General features: G+C 43.1%; 16 protein-coding genes. 9 read left to right on the top strand and 7 right to left on the bottom strand.

Translation table 11 applies throughout. From position 1 onward, the window contains the following. Positions 1 to 250 precede the first annotated feature (250 nt). A complete protein-coding gene (locus BLP33_RS18685; protein WP_090531893.1) occupies positions 251 to 2,260 on the bottom strand; it encodes a KUP/HAK/KT family potassium transporter in 2,010 nt (669 codons plus the stop codon). A 313-nt stretch (positions 2,261 to 2,573) separates the two neighbouring features. Between BLP33_RS18685 and BLP33_RS18680 the strand changes: the two genes are divergently transcribed. From BLP33_RS18680 to BLP33_RS18665, 4 genes are all read left to right on the top strand, one after another. Beyond that, positions 2,574 to 3,182 (top strand): alpha-ketoglutarate-dependent dioxygenase AlkB family protein, encoded by a 609-nt coding sequence (locus BLP33_RS18680; protein ID WP_090531891.1) that lies wholly within the window; start codon positions 2,574 to 2,576, stop codon positions 3,180 to 3,182. A gap of 118 nt (positions 3,183 to 3,300) precedes the next feature. Next, complete coding sequence (locus BLP33_RS18675) at positions 3,301 to 5,280, top strand: amidohydrolase family protein (RefSeq protein WP_090531887.1); 1,980 nt, start codon at positions 3,301 to 3,303, stop codon at positions 5,278 to 5,280. 7 nt (positions 5,281 to 5,287) lie between these two features. Further along, a complete protein-coding gene (locus BLP33_RS18670; RefSeq protein WP_090531885.1) occupies positions 5,288 to 5,647 on the top strand; it encodes a hypothetical protein in 360 nt (119 codons plus the stop codon). 89 nt (positions 5,648 to 5,736) lie between these two features. After that, the gene (locus BLP33_RS18665) at positions 5,737 to 7,644 is read left to right on the top strand and encodes an amidophosphoribosyltransferase (RefSeq protein ID WP_090531884.1); all 1,908 of its coding nucleotides are present in this window, start codon (positions 5,737 to 5,739) and stop codon (positions 7,642 to 7,644) included. 475 nt (positions 7,645 to 8,119) lie between these two features. Here BLP33_RS18665 and BLP33_RS18660 read toward each other — a convergent pair whose 3' ends face one another. Beyond that, positions 8,120 to 8,776: a LysE family translocator gene (locus BLP33_RS18660; RefSeq protein WP_090531882.1), complete on the bottom strand. Its 657-nt coding sequence runs from the start codon at positions 8,774 to 8,776 to the stop codon at positions 8,120 to 8,122. Positions 8,777 to 8,943: 167 nt separating this feature from the next. On the opposite strand from BLP33_RS18660, the gene BLP33_RS18655 reads away from it, so the two are divergent. Both BLP33_RS18655 and BLP33_RS18650 read left to right on the top strand, forming a co-directional pair. Further along, positions 8,944 to 10,578, top strand: a complete 1,635-nt coding sequence (locus BLP33_RS18655; protein WP_090531880.1) for an MFS transporter — start codon at positions 8,944 to 8,946, stop codon at positions 10,576 to 10,578. 109 nt (positions 10,579 to 10,687) lie between these two features. Continuing rightward, the gene (locus BLP33_RS18650; protein ID WP_090531878.1) at positions 10,688 to 11,143 is read left to right on the top strand and encodes a deoxycytidylate deaminase; all 456 of its coding nucleotides are present in this window, start codon (positions 10,688 to 10,690) and stop codon (positions 11,141 to 11,143) included. Between the two features lie 218 nt (positions 11,144 to 11,361). On the opposite strand, the gene cmk is transcribed toward BLP33_RS18650, so the two are convergent. After that, positions 11,362 to 12,039, bottom strand: a complete 678-nt coding sequence (gene cmk / locus BLP33_RS18645; protein ID WP_090531876.1) for a (d)CMP kinase — start codon at positions 12,037 to 12,039, stop codon at positions 11,362 to 11,364. Between the two features lie 71 nt (positions 12,040 to 12,110). Between cmk and arfB the strand changes: the two genes are divergently transcribed. Next, positions 12,111 to 12,521, top strand: a complete 411-nt coding sequence (arfB, locus tag BLP33_RS18640; protein WP_090531875.1) for an alternative ribosome rescue aminoacyl-tRNA hydrolase ArfB — start codon at positions 12,111 to 12,113, stop codon at positions 12,519 to 12,521. A 155-nt stretch (positions 12,522 to 12,676) separates the two neighbouring features. Here arfB and BLP33_RS18635 read toward each other — a convergent pair whose 3' ends face one another. Then, the gene (locus BLP33_RS18635; protein ID WP_090531873.1) at positions 12,677 to 13,636 is read right to left on the bottom strand and encodes a lipid A deacylase LpxR family protein; all 960 of its coding nucleotides are present in this window, start codon (positions 13,634 to 13,636) and stop codon (positions 12,677 to 12,679) included. Positions 13,637 to 13,827: 191 nt separating this feature from the next. On the opposite strand from BLP33_RS18635, the gene BLP33_RS18630 reads away from it, so the two are divergent. Beyond that, on the top strand, positions 13,828 to 14,259 hold the full coding sequence (locus tag BLP33_RS18630; protein WP_090531871.1) for a DUF1801 domain-containing protein: 432 nt from the start codon (positions 13,828 to 13,830) through the stop codon (positions 14,257 to 14,259). Between the two features lie 135 nt (positions 14,260 to 14,394). Here the strand turns inward: BLP33_RS18630 and lon are convergent, their stop codons facing one another. Continuing rightward, positions 14,395 to 16,869 (bottom strand): endopeptidase La, encoded by a 2,475-nt coding sequence (gene lon / locus BLP33_RS18625; protein ID WP_090531869.1) that lies wholly within the window; start codon positions 16,867 to 16,869, stop codon positions 14,395 to 14,397. 367 nt (positions 16,870 to 17,236) lie between these two features. On the opposite strand from lon, the gene BLP33_RS18620 reads away from it, so the two are divergent. Next, on the top strand, positions 17,237 to 17,887 hold the full coding sequence (locus tag BLP33_RS18620) for a tetratricopeptide repeat protein (protein ID WP_090531867.1): 651 nt from the start codon (positions 17,237 to 17,239) through the stop codon (positions 17,885 to 17,887). 21 nt (positions 17,888 to 17,908) lie between these two features. Here the strand turns inward: BLP33_RS18620 and BLP33_RS18615 are convergent, their stop codons facing one another. Both BLP33_RS18615 and gpmI read right to left on the bottom strand, forming a co-directional pair. Further along, positions 17,909 to 18,475, bottom strand: a complete 567-nt coding sequence (locus BLP33_RS18615; RefSeq protein ID WP_090531865.1) for a hypothetical protein — start codon at positions 18,473 to 18,475, stop codon at positions 17,909 to 17,911. Further along, positions 18,462 to 19,985 carry a 2,3-bisphosphoglycerate-independent phosphoglycerate mutase gene (gene gpmI, locus BLP33_RS18610; protein WP_090531863.1) on the bottom strand — a complete coding sequence of 508 codons (1,524 nt, stop codon included), beginning with the start codon at positions 19,983 to 19,985 and terminating at the stop codon, positions 18,462 to 18,464. The genes BLP33_RS18615 and gpmI overlap by 14 nt, the downstream gene beginning before the upstream one ends. Positions 19,986 to 20,065 lie beyond the last annotated feature (80 nt).

The raw sequence follows: 20,065 nt of genomic DNA, 5'->3' as shown, positions 1-20,065 counted from the left end.
AAGGAGGCACGATCACGACATTATACCATTATGATTGCGACATTTTAGAAGTATTCGTCCCGCGCTCGTTTGCAACGAGAGCTTAACCTGCGTTAGCGTTTAAAGCGCGAAGAGCGATGCGATTGTCCGGCCGGAATAAGCACTCGTTGAAAATAAGCGCAAAAGGGAGAAAAATAAAGCCCCGCTTTGCAAAGCAAAGAGGGGCAACACATGTAGTTATGTGGGGGATGTTAATACATAATGGTTAGCCCTACGCAAAAACTTTCTTACCCATACCTTCAACCGCTTTATGCGTAACCGGATCAACCCTTTTTATGTGGATATTATTAACCGGTTTTACCACCAGCGGGATCTTTTCAATGCGTGTTTCACTGGTATCAAGCCCAAAAGCCTTAGCTTCTGACTGGGCCAGTTTTTTAATGGCAAAATAGCTGTTGAGGATAAAGCTCTCCGATACATTGAACACGTTATTGTACGACAGGAATTTCTCCATGATCACAAACCTGAAATCGGCAGCCATATTGTGTTGTTTTAATGATGGGTAATTGCTGGATATATCAATCTCGCCACGTTCAACCATATCTTCAACTACTTTACGGAACAATACGTTTACCCTCGGCTGGATCCTGAAGCCCAAACGGAATTCTACGCGGATGACTTTGCCAGGCTCAATTTGATCAACACTGTACTCCATAGTGTATGGCTCGTCGGTGCGTTCAATGTGCACAAACCAATAGGTGTCGGCACGTTTAGGACGGCGGCTCATGATGGAGTAGATGATCTTTTCTTCAATCTGTTTGCCATTATTGGCTTTGGTAAGATAGATCAGGTGCGTAGCGTATTTGTTTATGGTAGTATCATTGCTCAGTGCGTTTAGTAAAGGCAGTTTCTCCTTGATATCGGTAAAATTAAGGAAGCGGTTGTTGATTTTACGGGCCTTAAACCAGGTGTACATCGTAAAGATCAGGCCAACTTCAAATCCCACAAAAAACAAACGTTTTAGTATTTTAACCGCGTTAGCTACAAAAAAGGAGAATTCGACGGTTACAAATAAGCACAGGATAACAGTAACCAGCCATACCGGCCAGTGCTTTACATAGCGCATAAAGTAATACATTAAAATGGTAGTGCTCAGCATAGCAATGGTGATGCTGAAGCCGTAAGCAGCCGTCATTGCGCTTGAGGTGCGGAAATAGAGCGATACCAGGATACAACCGATACACAGTATCCAGTTAATGCTTGGAATATAGATCTGCCCGCGGATATTTGACGGGTATTTGATGGTGATCCTCGGCCAGAAATTCATGCTCACCGCCTCACTGATAAGCGTAAATGAACCACTGATCAAAGCCTGGCTGGCAATAATGGTTGCCAGTGTAGCCAGACCTATCGCAGGTAGCAGGAAGAAATGGGGAACGATTTCAAAGAAAGGGTTAACGCCGGTAAAGTTCTTATCCGGAGCTTGCGACAGCACCCAGGCGCCCTGTCCCAGGTAGTTTAATATCAGGGTTATTTTCACAAAGATCCAGCTTACCTGGATATTGCGCCTGCCGCAATGGCCAAGGTCGGAATATAGGGCTTCGGCGCCTGTGGTACACAAAAATACCGCGCCTAACAACCAGAAACCTTTAGGGTGGTCCATCAGCAAATGGGCGCCATAATAAGGGTTAAGAGCTTTAAAGATAGAGGGGAAATGCGCTACCTGTATAGTGCCTAATACACCCAGCATAATAAACCACATCAGCATAACCGGCCCGAATGCCGAACCGACCACCTTGGTGCCAAACTGCTGAAAAAAGAACAGCAATAAAATGATGCTAATTACAATAATGAGGATCAGGTTATTGCCGGGAATAATAACGGTTGAAAATGCCGGTACTAAATTTAAACCTTCGATGGCCGATGTTACAGAGATAGGCGGGGTGATGATACCATCGGCAAGCAAAGTACCTGCGCCAATTATAGCTGGGATTGCCAGCCATTTACCGTAACGTCTTACCAGAGCATATAATGAAAAAATACCGCCCTCGCCTTTGTTATCAGCCTGCAGCGTAATAACGATATACTTGAATGTGGTTTGCAGTGTGAGTGTCCAGAAGATACAGGAGATAGAGCCTAATACCAGCGCGGGGTTCACCTTACCGCCTTCAACCAACAGGGTTTGAAAAACATACAGGGGAGAGGTACCAATATCGCCAAAAATAATACCGAGGGTAACGATCATACCCGCGAAAGTGAGTTGCTTAACGTGCGAATTCATGAAGTGTATAAATTGTTAGGGGAAAAGAGGGGATGGTACCAGCTGCAATGAAGAAACTTATTGTCCGTTTTGTAAATTTTGCTGTAGCAGCGATAAACAATGCCATCGTAAATTTATTTTGTATTGTGAAACCGCATGGCCAATAAGCGTGCCATAGCGTTTTTGTTTTATTTAGAGGCTTGTGTTATAGTAGTTTATCAAAATGAGAAAGATTTTCTCAATATGAGGAAAAGCTATCAAAATGATAGGTTTTATCATTCTGATAATAGGGCAGGCTATCGTGTTTTATAGCATGTAATACAGATATTTGAACATGGACCTATTCAATAATGACCAGCTGAACCTGTTTGGCGCTCCAAAAAATTTGTTGCCTTTTGATGGAGAGGTATTGCTTTATCCTCAGTTTTATAAGGAAGATGTATTTACGCGGCTGGTTGAGGAAACACCATGGAAGCAGGATAAAATGAAGATCTACGGCAAGGAAGTGAACTTCCCACGGCTTACGGCATGGTACGGAGAGCGTGATGAAGTATATGTATATTCAGGTGTGGTAAATGTGCCGGTTAAGTTTAGTCCGCTGCTTAATAGCATTAAGCAGGCGGCGGAGCAGCAGTGCGGTCACCGGTTTAATACAGCGCTGCTTAATTATTACCGTGACGGTGGCGATAGTATGGGCTGGCATAGTGATGATGAAAGCGAGCTTGGCGGTAACCCTGTAATCGCTTCGGTATCATTTGGTGCTTCGCGGGTTTTTCAGTTTAAGCATAAGCGGCAAAAAAATGCTAAAGTCTCTGTCGTACTTAACAACGGCGATCTGCTGATTATGCAGGGGCAAACGCAGCATCACTGGCTTCACCAGGTACCCAAAACAAGCAGGATGCTGGGGGCGAGGATTAATATAACGTTTAGAAGTATTGGGTGAAGATTTTTTGCTTTGATGATGTGATTGGTCAGAAAGCGCATTTAAGCGTCCCCGCACAAAAAAACTGTTTTGTAACATCCCAAACAAACCGCTATCTTACATTAACATTACTGACCTTATGAAAACACCTTTATTATTATTTGCCGCCTTTTCGGTCTTAATAACAAACGCCAACGCGCAAACCGATTTGCCAACCGACAGCGGTACCTTTTTTCTGCATAAGTTTGAGCAGCACATTGGTAAGGAAACCTATTATGTGCACAAGTATAAAGATGCCGTTCATTATAACGTCAATTTTAAGTTTGTTGACCGCGGTTCGCCGGTGCCGCTTACTGCCGAGTTGAAGGTGAACCCCGTAGCCGATCCACTGGAATTGACTATAAAAGGCAATACTTCAAGATTTTCGACCATTGATGATAAAATAACCATTCGCGGAGGTGAAGCATCTATCAGGGTTAACGATTCATCATATACACAAAAAGTACTGCCGCTCAGCTTCCCGGTAGCGGGCTATTCGCCGGGCACTGTGCAGCAGGTGCTCATCCAATATTGGAATAAACATAAACAACCTGCAAGTATCCATACACTGCCATTTGGCGCGGTACAGATCAAAAAAGCAGGTATTGATCAGCTTACCTTTAACGGTAAGCCACTTACACTTAACCGGCTCACCATAAGCGGACTGGTTTGGGGTAACGAACTGGTTTGGACTGATAATGAGGGTAAACTCATATGCCTGATCACTAATGACGCCGAAGGTGACAAACTGGAAATGATGCGGGTACCTTACGAAGAACTGTTACCACAGCTCATCAGTAAGGCGGCTACCTACGGTATGGAACTATTTGCGAAAGCGGCCGCACCAACAGGTAAAGCAGACAAGGTAATAGCTATTACCGGCGGAAACCTGGTTGACGTAAATACCGGTATAAGCACACCTAATGTTGTTGTGTTGATTGAAAATGGCATTATCAAACAAACGGGTAAGATTGGTGAGGTTAAAATACCGGCAGGGGCTAAGCTCATCGATGCCAAAGGAAAATCTATTTTACCTGGCCTGTGGGATATGCACTCGCACTTTGAGCAGGCCGAGTGGGGGCCGGCCTATCTTGCAGCAGGTGTAACTACTGTGCGCGATTGTGGTAACGAATTTGGTTACATCAACGCTATAAAAGCCGCTATTGATGGCGGCAAGGGTGTGGGGCCCAATATTATTAAAGCCGGCATTATTGACGGCAAAGGGCCTTATGCATTGGGGATTATCCAGGCTGATACTAAAGAAGAGGCTATAAAGGCAGTAGACCGTTATAAAGAAAATGGCTTTCAGCAGATCAAGATCTACAGTTCGGTAAAACCGGCCATAGTTAAAGTTATTTGTGATGAGGCACACCGGTTGGGTTTAACTGTAACAGGCCATATCCCGCAAGGGATGAGCCTTCAGCAAGGGGTTGATTCGGGGATGAATATGGTTAACCACGTACAGTATGTGTATGCCATCATGAAACGGGATAAGGACAGGTCGGTTATTTTCGATGATTCTGTAAGTATTGCAGCCGTTAAATTTATAAAAGACCATCGTGTGGTGATAGATCCTACGATAGGTGTTTTTGAGCTCGCCTTCCGTAACGTTAAGGATGATATAACCAAACTGGAACCTAATTATTATACCCTGCCGCTGCCGCTTCAGGCACTGTTTAAAAACATGGGCGAAGAACCGGAGAAGGCCGCTAAGCTGAAACCCTTGTATGAAAGCATGAAGAAAACCGTTAAGGTATTGCATGATGCCGGAGTTACTATTGTTGCAGGCACAGATATGGGGTTCCCCGGCTATAGTCTTGACCGCGAACTTGAATTATATGTTGAAGCCGGTCTTACCCCGGCGCAGGCTATCAAAACAGCAACGATAACACCGGCAATGGTAATGGGGCTTGATAAAATAACAGGTTCGGTTGAAGCGGGAAAGCAAGCCGATCTTGTTATTATCGATGGTGATCCGCTGCGTAATATCAGGGAGATCAGGAAAGTATCGGTAGTAATAAAAGAAGGCCGGATCTATGACCCGGTTAAGCTGCACCAGATGGTTGGGTTTAAGAAATAGGTGAATAATGGAAGAATTAACTACGCTTTACAGGCCTGTAGGGCCACGGGAATTAAAGCTCATAGAGGAATCGGGATTTAAACGTTTTCCGAAACGTTTAGCTGAACAACCCATTTTTTATCCGGTGATGAACGAGGAGTATGCCATTCAAATAGCAAGAGATTGGAACGTGCCTGCATCAGGTTCGGGTTTTGTGACTAAATTTAGTTTGCCTGCTGAATATTTGAAACGCTATGATGTGCAAAATGTGGGCGGTATTGTACACGATGAGCTTTGGGTTCCGGCCGAAGAACTTGAAGAGTTCAACGATCATATAGTTGGATATATTGAGGTTACGCGTTCTTTTTACCCCGATAAAGCAGATTAAACAGAGTTGTAAATAAATGCAATGTTATGACAATAGATTTTACCGATACTTCATTTTAAAATGATACCTTTGCAGCCTCATTCCGAATCATGAGCGATCAGATTAAACATGAATGCGGTGTGGCATTTATCCGCTTACTAAAGCCACTATCTTATTATCAGAAAAAGTACGGAACTGCACTGTACGGCCTGAACAAACTTTATCTCTTAATGGAAAAACAACACAACCGCGGCCAGGATGGCGCAGGTGTTGCTACCATTAAACTGGATATTGAACCGGGCAAAAGATACATCAGCCGTCACCGCTCAATGGCCTCAAATGCCGTTGCCGATATTTTTGAATATATCCAAAAGAAATTTGCGGAAATTCAAAAAGAAACCCCGGAAAAGATGGCTGATGCTGAATGGCTTAAAGAACACGTTAGCTTTACCGGCGAGGTTTTGTTAGGGCACCTGCGTTATGGTACCCATGGCAAAAACAGCATTGAAAGCTGCCACCCGTTTTTAAGGCAAAACAACTGGATGACCCGTAACCTGGTTATTGCCGGTAATTTTAACATGACCAATGTTGATGAATTACTGCAACAACTGTATGCGTTAGGCCAGCATCCAAAAGAAAAGGCCGACACAGTTACTGTGCTCGAAAAAATAGGCCACTTTATCGATACCGAAAACCAGGGCTTGTTTGATCAGTACAAACGCGAAGGATTGGACGATAACAGGGAGATCAGTAAGCTTATAGCTAATGATATGGATGTTGCCAAGATCCTCCGTAAATCTGCAAAGAACTGGGATGGTGGCTATACCATTGCCGGAATTCTTGGCCACGGTGATGCTTTTGTAATGCGTGATCCGGTGGGGATTCGCCCGGCATTTTATTATTATAATGATGAGATCGTTGTTGCGGCATCTGAACGCCCTGCTATCCAAACGGCATTTAACGTGCCGATGGAGGAGATTAGGGAAATCCGCCCGGGCCATGCGTTGATCGTTAAAAAGAATGGTAAGATAACTGAGGATATGTTCAGCGAGCCAAAAGAAAAGAAAGCCTGCTCTTTTGAGCGGATCTACTTTTCGCGCGGCAGCGACTCGGCCATTTACCGTGAGCGTAAGCAATTAGGTCGCCTGCTTTGCCCGCAGATATTGGATTTTGTTAATCATGACATTAAAAACACGGTATTCTCTTACATACCAAACACCGCCGAAGTTGCCTTTTATGGTATGGTTGAGGGCATGCACAAGTATGTAAAGAAATATCAGCACGAAAAACTGCTTGAGCTTGGAAGCGACATTACCGAAGAAAAGCTTACCGAAATATTACAGATAGCCCCAAGGGTTGAAAAGATAGCCATTAAGGATGTTAAACTGCGTACTTTCATCACCCAGGACGCGGATCGCAGCGAAATGGTGGCACACGTATACGATACTACTTACGGATTGATCAAAAAAGGCACCGATACCTTAGTGGTATTGGATGACTCTATAGTTCGTGGTACTACGCTGAAACAAAGTATCCTGAAAATCCTTGACAGGCTTGGCCCTAAAAAAGTAGTTGTGGTTTCGTCTGCTCCGCAGATCCGTTACCCCGATTGTTATGGGATCGACATGTCACGTATGGGTGAATTTGTGGCATTTGAAGCAGCAATCAGTTTGTTAAAAGAGATGGGCAGGGAAGATGTGATCCTGGATGTTTATCAAAAATGTAAAGACAGCCAGAAACTGCCGAAGGAGGAAGTTGAAAATTATGTGAAAGAGATTTATGCCTTGTTTACCGATCAGCAGATCTCTGACCGTATTGCGCAGATCATCACACCTAAAAATGTGAATTGCGAGGTACAGGTAATTTATCAAACATTAGATAACCTGCACATCGCTTGTCCTGATAACCTTGGTGATTGGTATTTCAGTGGTGATTACCCAACCCCGGGTGGTAACAAGGTTGTTAACCGCGCCTTTGTTAACTGGATGGAAGGTAAAAACCAAAGAGCTTATATGTAATGCCCCCTAACCCCCTAAAGGGGGAATGATATACGAGGCGATGAGTTTTTCATCGCCTTTTTTGTTTTAAAAAAAATAGCCATTTGCCTAATGAATTTAAAAACGCGTCATTGCGAGGTACCATCAGGGAAGCCTGAAAAAAAAACGTGATGACATGTAAAATATATTTTAGCGGTGTTGCGCGTGGGCCGCGTTAGGGATTGCAGTGTAAAGCCCGGAGCGCGTAAAAGGGTTGCGGGCAGGAAAGGCGAGGACTTGCAACGGAAAGCCCGGGCCGCAGGCAACGCCCATGTTATAAAATTCATCAAAAAAATATACTTAATAATTAATAACTTATGATCACGTCATTATAAGGTACGAAGCAATTCCCTATTAGCAGAGCAGCTATACAAGAGTCTCTGTGCAGTTCGCGATTGCTTCGTACCTCGCAATGACGATATGGAAAATGGAAATTACAGTAGAGAAGATTGCTTGGCTACGATCCTGCCGGCGCTGCAAATACAAAATGCGTAACCAGCTTATCAATCAGTACCAATGAGGCGATAATGAGCGCAATCCCCGCAACCTCATTTAAACGGTGAATAAACTTAACCGAAATGCGTGCCCGGAGCTTATTGGCGTAAAAAGCTTTGAGGGTATCCATACCAAACTGGATGATCAGTATGGTTAAAAACATAACAGCTATATGAAACGACCTGTGCGGGGTGCCCACCAGGAATGTGGTACTGGCCGCACCGATCACTACCGTCCAGTGGAAGAGGAGGGTGGGATTAAATATGCACATCAGGAAGCCTTTAAGTACATAACCAAAACGATCGGCGCCTGATGGTACTTTGTTTTCATAATTGATCTCGCTTTTTTTGAACATGTAATATAGGCCAAGCGCGAATAATATGGCGCTGCCTACAACGCCTGCTATAACTTTGGTATGGTCAGATACATCGATATATTGCGAACCAAACAGGATTGCGCCCACAAAAACCACATCGCTGCAAACCACGCCAAGGGCAAGCGAAACACCGGCATGAAACCCTTTTTCGATACTGGTTTTAATGAGCGCAAAAAAAACCGGGCCGGTAATAAATGTAAGTACTAATCCAAACCCGATACCCGAAACAATGGCTTTTATCATTAAGTTAAGCTTTGTTCTTTTTTGAACATTGCGAATATGCAATTTTATCTCATAAACAACGAAAGTTAAAATTGTGATTTAATTTATTTAAAAAAGACCAGAGAGTTTTACCAAAATTGAATTATGTTTAGAAATTCAAAAATCAAATCTGTACAACCTATTTTAAAATGGAACAAAACAATGCTAAGAACTACGGTACAGCCCTGTATACGCTGATTACCGTGTTTTTCTTTTGGGGCTTTTTAGCCGCCTCCAACGGTATTTTCATACCTTTCTGTAAAGAGCACTTTCACCTTACCCAGTTCGAATCACAACTTATCGACTTTACATTTTACGGTGGATATTTCATCGGTTCGTTGATACTTTATTTTGCATCACAAGCCAGTAAAGTTGATATTATGAACAAGTTAGGTTACAAAAATGGTATCATTTTAGGCCTCGTTGTTTCGGCAGTTGGTGCATTGGCTATGATCCCTGCTGTAGCTTCGGGCGCGTTTGGTTTCATTTTGGCTGTATTCTTTATTATAGCTGTTGGTTTTTCGTTACAGCAAACAGCTGCAAACCCATTTGTTGTTGCATTAGGCCCCCCTGAAACCGGTTCAAATCGTTTAAACTTTGCAGGCAGTATCAACAACATAGGCGCTTTATTAGGCCCGGTAGTAGTAAGTGTGGTATTATTTGGTTCGGCAACCGCAAAAACTGCCGCTGCTGATGTTAAAATATCATCAATCAATAATCTCTATTACCTGTTAGCTGGCTTGTTCATTGCTGTTGCTTTGTTCTTTTGGTTTTCGAACCTGCCAAAGGTTACCAGCGATGAAAAGATCGAATCAAGCTCAAAAGCAAATACACCATTGCTGGTGATGTTTGTAGCGTTTTGTTTGATACTTGCAGCCGATCCTATCAGCAAGGCTATAGGCATACCGAGCCAATATTTTGTATATGCTTCGTTAGCTATAATTGTATTTACACTGATAGGTACCATTTTCGCCGCTAAAAAGAGTAAAGAAGGCTGGGGCGCCATGCAATACCCGCAGTTAATATTGGGTATGCTTGCTATATTTACTTACGTAGGTACTGAGGTTACTATTCAAAGTAATATGGGTTCATTATTAAAGACCCCGGAATTTGGTTCTTTTGCTGAGTCAGACATTGCTCCATATATCTCATTATACTGGGGTAGTTTAATGATCGGTCGTTTTGCGGGATCTATTGATGCGTTTAATCTTTCAAAATCGGTTAAATACGTTTTATATATTTTAATCCCTTTCCTCGCATTTGGCATAGTGCTGCTGGTAAATGTTTTCTCGGGCGCTAACGTAAGCCACCTGTACGCTTATGCAATTTGCGTAGCCATCCTGATCGTTGCTTTCTTTATCGGTCAGCAAAAACCAACCCGTACTTTATCGGTACTTGGTTTACTGGGCGTAGCGTTTATGCTTATCGGTTTATTTACTACAGGTAAGGTGGCTACCTTTGCTTTTATCAGCGGTGGTTTATGCTGCTCTATCATGTGGCCATCAATCTTCTCATTAGCTATTACAGGTTTGGGTAAATACACCAGCCAGGGCTCGGCATTTTTGATCATGATGATCTTAGGGGGCTCTATCATCCCGCCGCTGCAAGGTAAAATTGCCGACGGGGCAGGGAATGTTGTACCGGGGATGAGCGGTATTCACTTCTCGTACATCGTGCCTGTAATTGGTTTCGCATACCTTGCTTATTTTGCATGGAAAGTTAGCCACGAACTCCGTCATCAGGGTATCGACCTTGACCACGTTGAAGTTAAAGGCGGACATTAATCTTTTTAGAGATTAGAGGTTGGAGATTAGAGGTTAGGCCTTTAATTTTCAACCTCTTTCTTTTTATAATAATTTTAACTAATCTCAAATCTCTAACCTCCGATCACCGATGACAAAACCCAGCTTCGATCAAATTTTCATGAACCTGGCCACGGAGTTGGCCGAGCGGTCGCATTGTGTTAAGGCGCATGTGGGAGCGGTTTTAACGCGTGATACGCGGATTATTTCCATAGGCTATAACGGTCCGCCGGCTGGAACACATAATTGTGATGTGGAATGGCCCGAAACAGGTTGTGCGCGCGATTCAAAAGGCAGCTGTTCACTTGCCCTGCATGCCGAAGAAAACGCGATACTTTATGCGGTAAAAAATGGGGCGCGACTTGAAGGCGCTACGTTGTATACCACGCTGTCGCCATGTTTGCCTTGCGCAAGGCTCATCTATTCGGCCGGGATCACCCAGGTTTATTATGATAAATCATATGCCGAATATAAAGGCTTAGCAAGCGACGAGGGAGTGGATTTTTTAAACAGGTTTGGGGTGAAAGCGGAGAAGTTTAACCGTTGATTTTTTGATTACGTTGATTTCGCTGATTTTTTCCGGGATTTCACCGATTGATTTTTGATTACACTGATTAATTGGGGGGCTGATATAATCATCAGTTTCTGAATAAAAAAAGCGTCATAAGGTTTTTGCTTATGGCGCTTTTTATTCAAGGGTTGAATCTAATCTCTGATCTCTGAAAAGAAACTAATCTCCGATCTCCAACCTCTAATCACTAACCGCTACTCCGCAATAAACGGTTCAATATGGCTTATGGCAAACATCAATTGCTCATCCTGGCTCAGGTCGGTGTTGTCTAATATAATGGCATCTTCGGCGCGGGTAAGGGGGCTTTCCTCGCGGGTGGTATCCTGGTAGTCGCGGTGTGCCAGGTTATCAAAAACCTCTTCTAAAGTAATGTTAGGGTTGGTTGGTAATAACTCTTTATAACGGCGTTCGGCACGGATCTTTGGATCGGCAGTCATGAACAGTTTCACCTGGGCATCAGGGAATACTACCGTACCGATATCCCGGCCATCCATAATAATATTTTTGGAGCGGCCTAAACGCTGCTGTTGCCTTACCATGGCTGCGCGCACTTCTTTTATAGCTGCTACCGAGCTTACTTTATCAGCTACGTGCATCTGGCGAATCTCTTCAGACACGTCCTCTTCATTTAAGGTAATAAAGGTTTTATAATTTTGCGTATGAAAATTAAGATGGATATTATGCAAGGCATCCGCTATCTGGGCATGATTTTCAAGATCAATGTTATGCCTTAAAAAGTATAAGGTTACGGCACGGTACATAGCGCCGCTATCAACATAGATAAAATGAAGCTCTTTTGCTAAAGCTTTTGCCAGGGTGCTTTTCCCGCACGAAGAATAACCATCAATGGCTACTACGATATTGTTGTTCATAGAGCTGCTAAAATAGCAAATTATTAGCAAATGGCCTGATAGCGGTAACTCAATAAGGCTTATTTTTGAAGATGAATTTTACAAAAGCCGATCTCCAAAAGGAAACGAGCTACAAAACATCAAGAAGCGGCGGGAAGGGCGGGCAAAACGTAAATAAGGTTTCGAGCAAGGTTGAACTGTTATTTTCAATAGGTTCATCCGCTTTGTTTAACGATGAGGAAAAGCTGCTGCTAACCGAAAAACTGCAGAACAGGCTTAACAAAGATGGTTATGTGCAGGTAATATGCGATGAAGAACGAAGCCAGTATCTTAATAAAGAAAAAGCAATTGAAAGGTTAACATCGCTGCTAACAAAAGCACTACAAAAGCCCAAAGTGCGCAAACCCACCAAAGTAAGCAAAGCCGCCAAAACCGCAAGATTGGACAACAAGAAAATGCAATCGGTAAAGAAGGAGAATAGGAAAAATGATTTTGGGGAATAGTTAAGCGAACTCTCTAAAGCTATGTCATTGCGCAGCGTGGCAATCGCATACTCTACAGAGTGGCAATGCTTCCGTGCGATTGCTTCGTTCCTCGCAATGACATGATGGTTCAGGTAGCGGTTCTTCTAATCACTAACCTCCAACCTCTAATCTCTTTATTTAAACCTGTAAAACCCGGTAATTGATCCCCATTGATGCGAGCGGAACATTTCCTTAGTGTCTTTGGTATGGAATATAGCAGCTATATCAAAAGCGAAACGGCTGGTTGTAAAAGCTACACCTACCTGCTGGCTAAATATAAACGGTTTCTTTTCTGAAACAACTTCCAGGCTGTTTGGGTCGTCATGTTTGCGGAACAGGCTGCCTTGTATGGTTGCATCATAACCAACCAAATTGGCTAAAGGCTTGTAGTAGAAAAAGATCTCGTGCTTGTGCAGTAATTTTTCCTCACCGCTGGTTGATACCGTACTTTGGGTACTGATGGAATTGAACAGCTGGTTGAAATTTCCCAGGCGTACCATACCCCCTGCACCAGCACCGGTAAATCCGTTACCCAGGTTGGCATATGAGCTAAAGCTCAGGTCGACCCATGAGGTACGGGCCAGCAGCTTATTATACTCGGCCGAAAGATTGAGCTCTACATCATTTTTGATCTGGTATTGCCAGCCGTTAAGTTTGTAAAAACCGAAAGTATTGTGAATAAGCTTCTGAACAGGTTCGCCGCCCGCAGCCGGGCCTACCAGGCCTATCTGGGCACCAAGCTTCAGGTTACTTTCGTTTTTGTACAGTAAGTTAAGTGTTGAACCTATATAAGTATATGCAGCAAACGGCCTGTCAATATCAAAGGGACCGCGAACATAGCCCGATTGGGGGTTGAACATTTTTTGCCCTAACTCAAATCCTAAAACTTTGTTTTGAAGATCGTTTTCGGTTGGTTTAACTGTAAGCGCTTTTCGGTAATAAAAGAAAATGCCATTGGTGTAATACCTGTCAGATCCCTGACCAAGGAATGAATCATTGTCAGTTTGGATACCAAATTCATGACCGCGGGTTTGTGCAAATAAACAGGTAGCGCTTAACAGGCATACCAGTGTTAAAAATAGTTTATTAGGCATTGGGGTTTATATAGTATAATAGTATATATGTGCGCTAATATATAAAAAACCCGATGCAAATAAAGCAGTTATAAATTTAGGGAATGTTACAGTTTGAAATTTGGTTGATGAGAAAGAAATGAATTAGGGTTTTACTAAAAATAAAACGAAATTTAAAAGGCAAATCAAACAACCCATAATACCATATTTATATGAACGTGCAGCAGCAAACCGAAGAGTATATTGCCAGCCAACCCGAACCCAAACGTGGTGATATGCAAATTTTACATAAACATATACTTCAAATATTACCGGGATGTAAGCTATGGTTTGAGGATGGCAGAAACGCTGAAGGCCGGATTGTTAGCAACCCTAACGTGGGATATGGATCTTACACCATAAAATATGCTAACGGAACAACCCGCGAGTTTTTTCAGGTTGGTATGAGCGCCAATACTACGGGGATTTCTATCTACATACTTGGTATTAAGGATAAAAAATATTTACCCCAAACATATGGAAAAGAAATAGGCAAAGCGAGCGTGACAGGGTATTGTATTAAGTTCAATAATTTGAACGATATAAACATTGATATACTTGAAGCGGCAATAAGGGATGGGGTTGAGATTACCAATGAAAATTAAACTTCAAGCCGGGGATTCTATTTTAAGTTGGGCGTTATGTTTCGATACCTTGTCATGAAGAACTTCTAAAACAAAAAAGTTTTACAGCGTGTAACTGTAAAACTTTTTTGTTTTATGCCGGGAAATAGCCCCGCTTTAATTAATGGCTGTTTTTTCGTCTTCTTTAACAGTAAGATTTATTGGATTTTTAACCTTTTCGTTAAGCAGGGCTAGGGTTATCACATCTCTCATATCGGTAACGTAATGAAAGCTAAGGTCTTTGATGTAATCTTCCTTAATTTCCAGAATGTCTTTTTGGTTTGATTTGCATAGGATGATCTCTTTTATGTTGGCACGTTTTGCAGCCAGGATCTTTTCTTTGATACCGCCTACAGGCAAAACCCGACCGCGGAGGGTGATTTCGCCCGTCATGGCCAAATTAGGCTTTACTTTACGCTGCGTAAATGCCGAAACCAGTGCTGTAAGCATGGTAACACCCGCCGACGGGCCATCTTTAGGGGTAGCGCCTGCCGGTACGTGTACATGCACATCCCACTGATCAAACAGTTTAGGGTTGATGTCAAAATCGGCAGCATGAGCGCGCAGGTAAGCGAGGGCAATAGTTACCGATTCTTTCATTACATCGCCAAGGCTGCCTGTAAGTGTTAAGCGGCCTTTTCCGGGGCTTAAACTGGCTTCAATAAACAGGATGTCGCCGCCTACAGAAGTCCAGGCCAGGCCTGTTACAACGCCTGCAACGTCATTGCCTTCATAAAGGTCTTTATCAAAAATAGGTGCGCCCAGTATCTTTTCGATATCTTTTTTACTTACAACACTGTTGTAAGGCTCTTCCATAGCTATGTTCTTAGCCACGCCGCGCACAACCGATCCAATCTTTTTCTCCAGTGAACGTACCCCCGATTCGCGGGTGTAATCAACTATCACCTTTTCGATAACATCTGCTTTAAGGCTTACATCTTTTATTTTTAAGCCATGTGCTTCGCGCTGTTTAGGCACCAGGTGTTGCTTGGCTATCTCAATTTTTTCTTCAATGGTATAGCCGTTCACTTCAATGATCTCCATCCTGTCTAACAAAGCAGGCTGGATCGTGCTCAGCGAGTTGGCGGTAGCAATAAACATTACGTTTGAAAGGTCGTAGTCCATTTCAACATAATGATCAGAAAAAGTGCCGTTTTGCTCGGGGTCAAGTACCTCAAGCAGGGCAGATGAAGGATCGCCCCTGAAATCGTTGCCTACTTTATCTATCTCATCCAAAATAAATACCGGGTTTGATGCGCCCGCCTTTTTTATCGACTGGATAATGCGACCCGGCATAGCACCAATATATGTTTTACGGTGACCCCGGATCTCCGCTTCATCGCGGATTCCGCCTAATGCCATGCGCACATATTTACGGCCCAAAGCTTTGGCTATTGATTTACCTAACGATGTTTTACCAACCCCCGGAGGGCCAACCAAACAAAGTATCGGAGCTTTCATGTCGTGCTTTAATTTCAATACGGCCAGGTATTCGATAATACGTTGTTTTACCTTATCTAAACCAAAGTGATCTTTATCAAGGATCCTTTGCGCCCGCTTAAGGTCAAAGTTATCTTTGGTAAACTCGTTCCAAGGTAAATCAAGCAACAGTTCAAGGTAATTGATCTGAACCGAGTAATCGGCGGCTGCGGGATTGGTACGGCTCAGTTTTTCAAGCTCTTTGTTAAAATGATCTTTAACTTCTTTTGCCCATTTCTTTTTGATGCCACGCTGGCGCAGGCTCTCAATTTCCAGGTCGGGCGTATTGCCGCCCAGCTCTTCCTGTATAGTTTTTAGCTGCTGGTTAAGGAAATAATCCCTTTGCTGTTTATCCAAATCGACACGTACTTTGGTCTGGATCTGGTTTTTTAATTCCAGCATTTGCAGGTCGAGCGTTAAATGCTCAAGCACAAGGTTGGCACGTTCGCGCAGGTTGGCAATTTCAAGCAGGTGTTGTTTAGCGGTCATATCAGCGTTCATATTTGATGATATGAAGTTGATCAGGAACGATGTACTTTCGATATTGCGGATTGCGATCCCCGCTTCACTCGGGATGTTTGGCGAAAGCTGGATAATATTCATGGCCATATCCTTAATGGATGATACCATAGCTTTAAACTCTTTATCTTCCTTGATTTTTATCTCATGAAAGGGTTCAACTGTGGCTTTTATATAGGGTTCGCTCTGTACTTCTTCTTTTAAATAAAAACGTTTTTTGCCCTGGATGATAACGGTGGTGTTACCATCAGGCATTTGCAGCATTTTTATAATGAGTGCTATAGTGCCAACTTTGTTAAGCTGGTTAAAAGTAGGGTCTTCAATCCCCACATCCTGTTGCGAAACCACCCCAATCATGCGGCTGCCTTTATTGGCATCGCGGATTAGTTTTATTGATTTATCCCTGCCAACTGTAATTGGGATCACAACACCCGGGAAAAGTACAGTATTGCGCAAGGGTAAAATAGGCATTACATCGGGCAGTTCCTCATTATTCATCTCCTCCTCATCTTCCGATGACATTAGCGGGAAAAATTCTGAATCCTCGTTTATAACCGGTAAAGCATTTTTAAAATCAAACGGATCGAAATTCATTATTATATTTTGTAGAATAAAACGTCATGTTGTCAGCCTGTAAGATAGTATCCACTTCAATTACAGGTTAAATTGCGATTATCAATCGCACATAACAATGGTTCAAGAGCTGTGCCAAGTTACGATAATAAATAACAACAATTAATCTGGTGATTTAACGTACTGGGTATATGTTTGTTACAAATTTGTAAAACGAATTGTAAATAAATAAGATTTTATTGGTAAAGATGAAAAAAAGTCATAGTATCGCTGTGCTTAATTTATTTGTAGGTGTAAAAATTTTTACACAAAACCACAATATGGCATAATAATTTAGGGTATTAATAGTTAATATTATACCATTTTTGTTTTACCAGTAATCCGTTTAATGAAGTTATCAGTTATCCTGCCCCTTCTGATCATGTCTTCGCTCGAGTCGGCTATAGCGCAAAACGCTTATGTGCGGCTCGGCCAGCAGGCGCTTATGGATGGCGATTTCCGTTCGGCGGTGTCACACCTGGAAAAGGCGTGCATAACTGATTCAACAAATGCAAACGCTATGTGGATGCTGGGCTACTCATACTACCACAGCGATAACTACAAAAAATCGATACTGGCATATACCAAGGTAATTGCCGTAAAGCCGGCCGATGCAACAGCTTATTATTACAGGGCAAGGGCAAAAAGCTACCTGGGGAGAGATAGCCAGGCTTCAGCGGCGGATAAGGAATTGTACCTGTTAGGCGCTATTGTGGATCTTACAAAGGCCATTTCTATTAACAGCGATCTCAGGGATAACAAATACTACCAAAACAGGGGCATAGCTTACCGCGACTACGGTATGTTTAAATTGCAGGCGACATCTCGTTTTTATGACAAAGCAAGGGGAATAAACTCGTTAAAGGCTTCAGTTGCCGATCTGGAAAAAGTACTGGCAGATAACCCGGGCCGCATGGACATTTCCGCACTGATCGATCAGTCAAAAGAGAAACTCATCCAGGCTACTACAGGGGTTAATACTTTAGTGAAGCAGCACTAAAATCCGGTTAAACTTTCTCTTTTACCTTTTAGGCAGGGTTCCCTGCACTTTGTAATCGTTCCGACCCATCAATTTCACATGTTGTGTTTTTTGGATCAGGTAAAGCGAATCGGGAAAATAACTCAATTTTTCGTTGGTTTCGTACAGCAGGTTTTTGGTGTGGTTATAGATTAGGATCCACGCCACTTTATCGCCGGCTTTTTTGATGATGATGCGGCGGGTTTTAAGCTCGGGGGTACGGGCCTTATAAATAATAGCGCTATCGCTTGTACTAACTGTATAACTGTTTTTCCAGGCCGGGCGGTTAATGTCCGACTGGATAAACAAATTAAGCTCCTGGTTCCAGTTGCCAATGTGTACTACTTTGGTTTCGGTAACGCCATTGTGGGTAACCGTTTTGTTTACCGCGGGGTTTAACCTGGTAAGCCGTGCCGAATCGGCCCTGAAAAACTCTTTCAGGTCAAAGTAAACCAGTTTGGCACCGCTTTGCCTGTTATCGGGCCGGCAGGAATATAAATTTGCTATTAACAATAAAAAGCCGCCCATCAGGGCGGCTTTGCTTATGTTTTTTGGATTACACCAATACATTACCAGTCATTTCGGGAGGGATGGCAACACCTAATATACTTAATATGGTTGGCGCCACATCGCCCAGTTTTCCGTCTTTTACCTCTTTAACATCCTTGTCAATCACAATACATGGTACCAGGTTGGTGGTATGTGCCGTATTGGGCGACCCATCTTCGTTGATCATGTAGTCGGCATTGCCATGGTCGGCCAGGATAATGAACGAATAGCCATTGGCCAAACCTGCTTCAACAACAGCTTTGGCGCAGCTGTCGGCAGTTTCGGCTGCTTTAACTACGGCGCTAAAAACACCGGTATGGCCAACCATATCGGTATTGGCAAAGTTAAGGCAAACAAAATCAGGCCAGCCGGTTTCCAGTTCCGGGATAATGGCATCACGGATACCGGCAGCACTCATCTCGGGCTGCAAATCGTAGGTGGCAACCTTTGGTGATGGTACTAATAACCTTTTTTCGTTGGCAAACTCTTTTTCCCTGCCGCCCGAAAAGAAGAAGGTTACGTGCGGGTATTTTTCGGTTTCGGCAATCCTGATTTGTGATTTACCTGCATTTTGCAGGATCTCGCCCAAAGTTTTGGTCAGATCTTCTTTATTGAAAACAACCTGGACATTCTTAAACGTTTCATCATATGGTGTCATAGTGATGTAACGGATAGCCAGCGGGTGCATGTTGTATTCGGGGAACGACTTTTGAGTTAACGCGATACTGATCTCGCGGCCCCTGTCGGTCCGGAAGTTAAAGCAGATCACCACGTCGCCATCTTTAATAACGGCTAAAGGTTTTCCTTCGCTATCAACAGCAACTATCGGTTTTACAAATTCGTCGGTAACACCTTCAAGGTAGGAATGTTTGATGAGGTCGGTAACGTTTTGAGTTGGAGTGCCTATACCATTAACCATCAGGTCATAAGCCAGTTTAACACGTTCCCAGCGGTTATCACGGTCCATAGCATAGTAACGGCCGATGGCCGAAGCTATCTTAGCGCCGGTACCTGCAATATGCTCTTCAAGTTCGGTAACAAAGCCCAAGCCCGATTTAGGGTCGGTATCGCGGCCATCTAAAAAGGCATGGATGTATACATTGTTAACATCCAGTTGTTTAGCGGCATCGCAAAGGCCTTTCACATGGCGAATGTGCGAATGTACACCACCGTCAGATACTAAACCGATAAAGTGTACGTCTTTATTGTTTTGTTTCGCGTATTCAAACGCATCTTTCAATACAGGGATAGTTGGCAGCTCATTGTCATCAACTGCCTTGTGAATGCGGCCAAGTTCCTGGTAAACCACGCGGCCTGCACCAAGGTTCATGTGACCAACTTCCGAATTGCCCATTTGCCCGGCAGGTAAGCCTACTGCTGTTCCTGAGGCTTCAAGTTTTGAATTTGGATATTGCTTAAGCAGGCCATCAACAAAAGGAGTATTGGCAGCCAGTATAGCGTTTGATTGATCGTTGCGGCCATAACCCCAGCCATCAAGTATTATTAGTGCGAGTTTCTTTTTGTTTTCCACAATGCAAATATAAAGGCAACTGGGTACTTTATATATAATTTTTTAATTTAGGTTAGCAGCCTGAAATAAAACTTAAATTA

Source organism: Mucilaginibacter sp. NFR10 (assembly GCF_900100445.1).
GTDB classification, from domain to species: domain Bacteria; phylum Bacteroidota; class Bacteroidia; order Sphingobacteriales; family Sphingobacteriaceae; genus Mucilaginibacter; species Mucilaginibacter rubeus.
This window is presented reverse-complemented; position numbering and strand designations above follow the sequence as displayed.

Excerpts from the sequence above, each read along its gene's own strand:
- BLP33_RS18685 (WP_090531893.1), bottom strand. The coding sequence starts at position 2,260 with ATGAATTCGCACGTTAAGCAACTCACTTTCGCGGGTATGATCGTTACC.
- BLP33_RS18680 (WP_090531891.1), top strand. The coding sequence starts at position 2,574 with ATGGACCTATTCAATAATGACCAGCTGAACCTGTTTGGCGCTCCAAAA.
- BLP33_RS18675 (WP_090531887.1), top strand. The coding sequence starts at position 3,301 with ATGAAAACACCTTTATTATTATTTGCCGCCTTTTCGGTCTTAATAACA.
- BLP33_RS18670 (WP_090531885.1), top strand. The coding sequence starts at position 5,288 with ATGGAAGAATTAACTACGCTTTACAGGCCTGTAGGGCCACGGGAATTA.
- BLP33_RS18665 (WP_090531884.1), top strand. The coding sequence starts at position 5,737 with ATGAGCGATCAGATTAAACATGAATGCGGTGTGGCATTTATCCGCTTA.
- BLP33_RS18660 (WP_090531882.1), bottom strand. The coding sequence starts at position 8,776 with ATGATAAAAGCCATTGTTTCGGGTATCGGGTTTGGATTAGTACTTACA.
- BLP33_RS18655 (WP_090531880.1), top strand. The coding sequence starts at position 8,944 with ATGGAACAAAACAATGCTAAGAACTACGGTACAGCCCTGTATACGCTG.
- BLP33_RS18650 (WP_090531878.1), top strand. The coding sequence starts at position 10,688 with ATGACAAAACCCAGCTTCGATCAAATTTTCATGAACCTGGCCACGGAG.
- cmk (WP_090531876.1), bottom strand. The coding sequence starts at position 12,039 with ATGAACAACAATATCGTAGTAGCCATTGATGGTTATTCTTCGTGCGGG.
- arfB (WP_090531875.1), top strand. The coding sequence starts at position 12,111 with ATGAATTTTACAAAAGCCGATCTCCAAAAGGAAACGAGCTACAAAACA.
- BLP33_RS18635 (WP_090531873.1), bottom strand. The coding sequence starts at position 13,636 with ATGCCTAATAAACTATTTTTAACACTGGTATGCCTGTTAAGCGCTACC.
- BLP33_RS18630 (WP_090531871.1), top strand. The coding sequence starts at position 13,828 with ATGAACGTGCAGCAGCAAACCGAAGAGTATATTGCCAGCCAACCCGAA.
- lon (WP_090531869.1), bottom strand. The coding sequence starts at position 16,869 with ATGAATTTCGATCCGTTTGATTTTAAAAATGCTTTACCGGTTATAAAC.
- BLP33_RS18620 (WP_090531867.1), top strand. The coding sequence starts at position 17,237 with ATGAAGTTATCAGTTATCCTGCCCCTTCTGATCATGTCTTCGCTCGAG.
- BLP33_RS18615 (WP_090531865.1), bottom strand. The coding sequence starts at position 18,475 with ATGTATTGGTGTAATCCAAAAAACATAAGCAAAGCCGCCCTGATGGGC.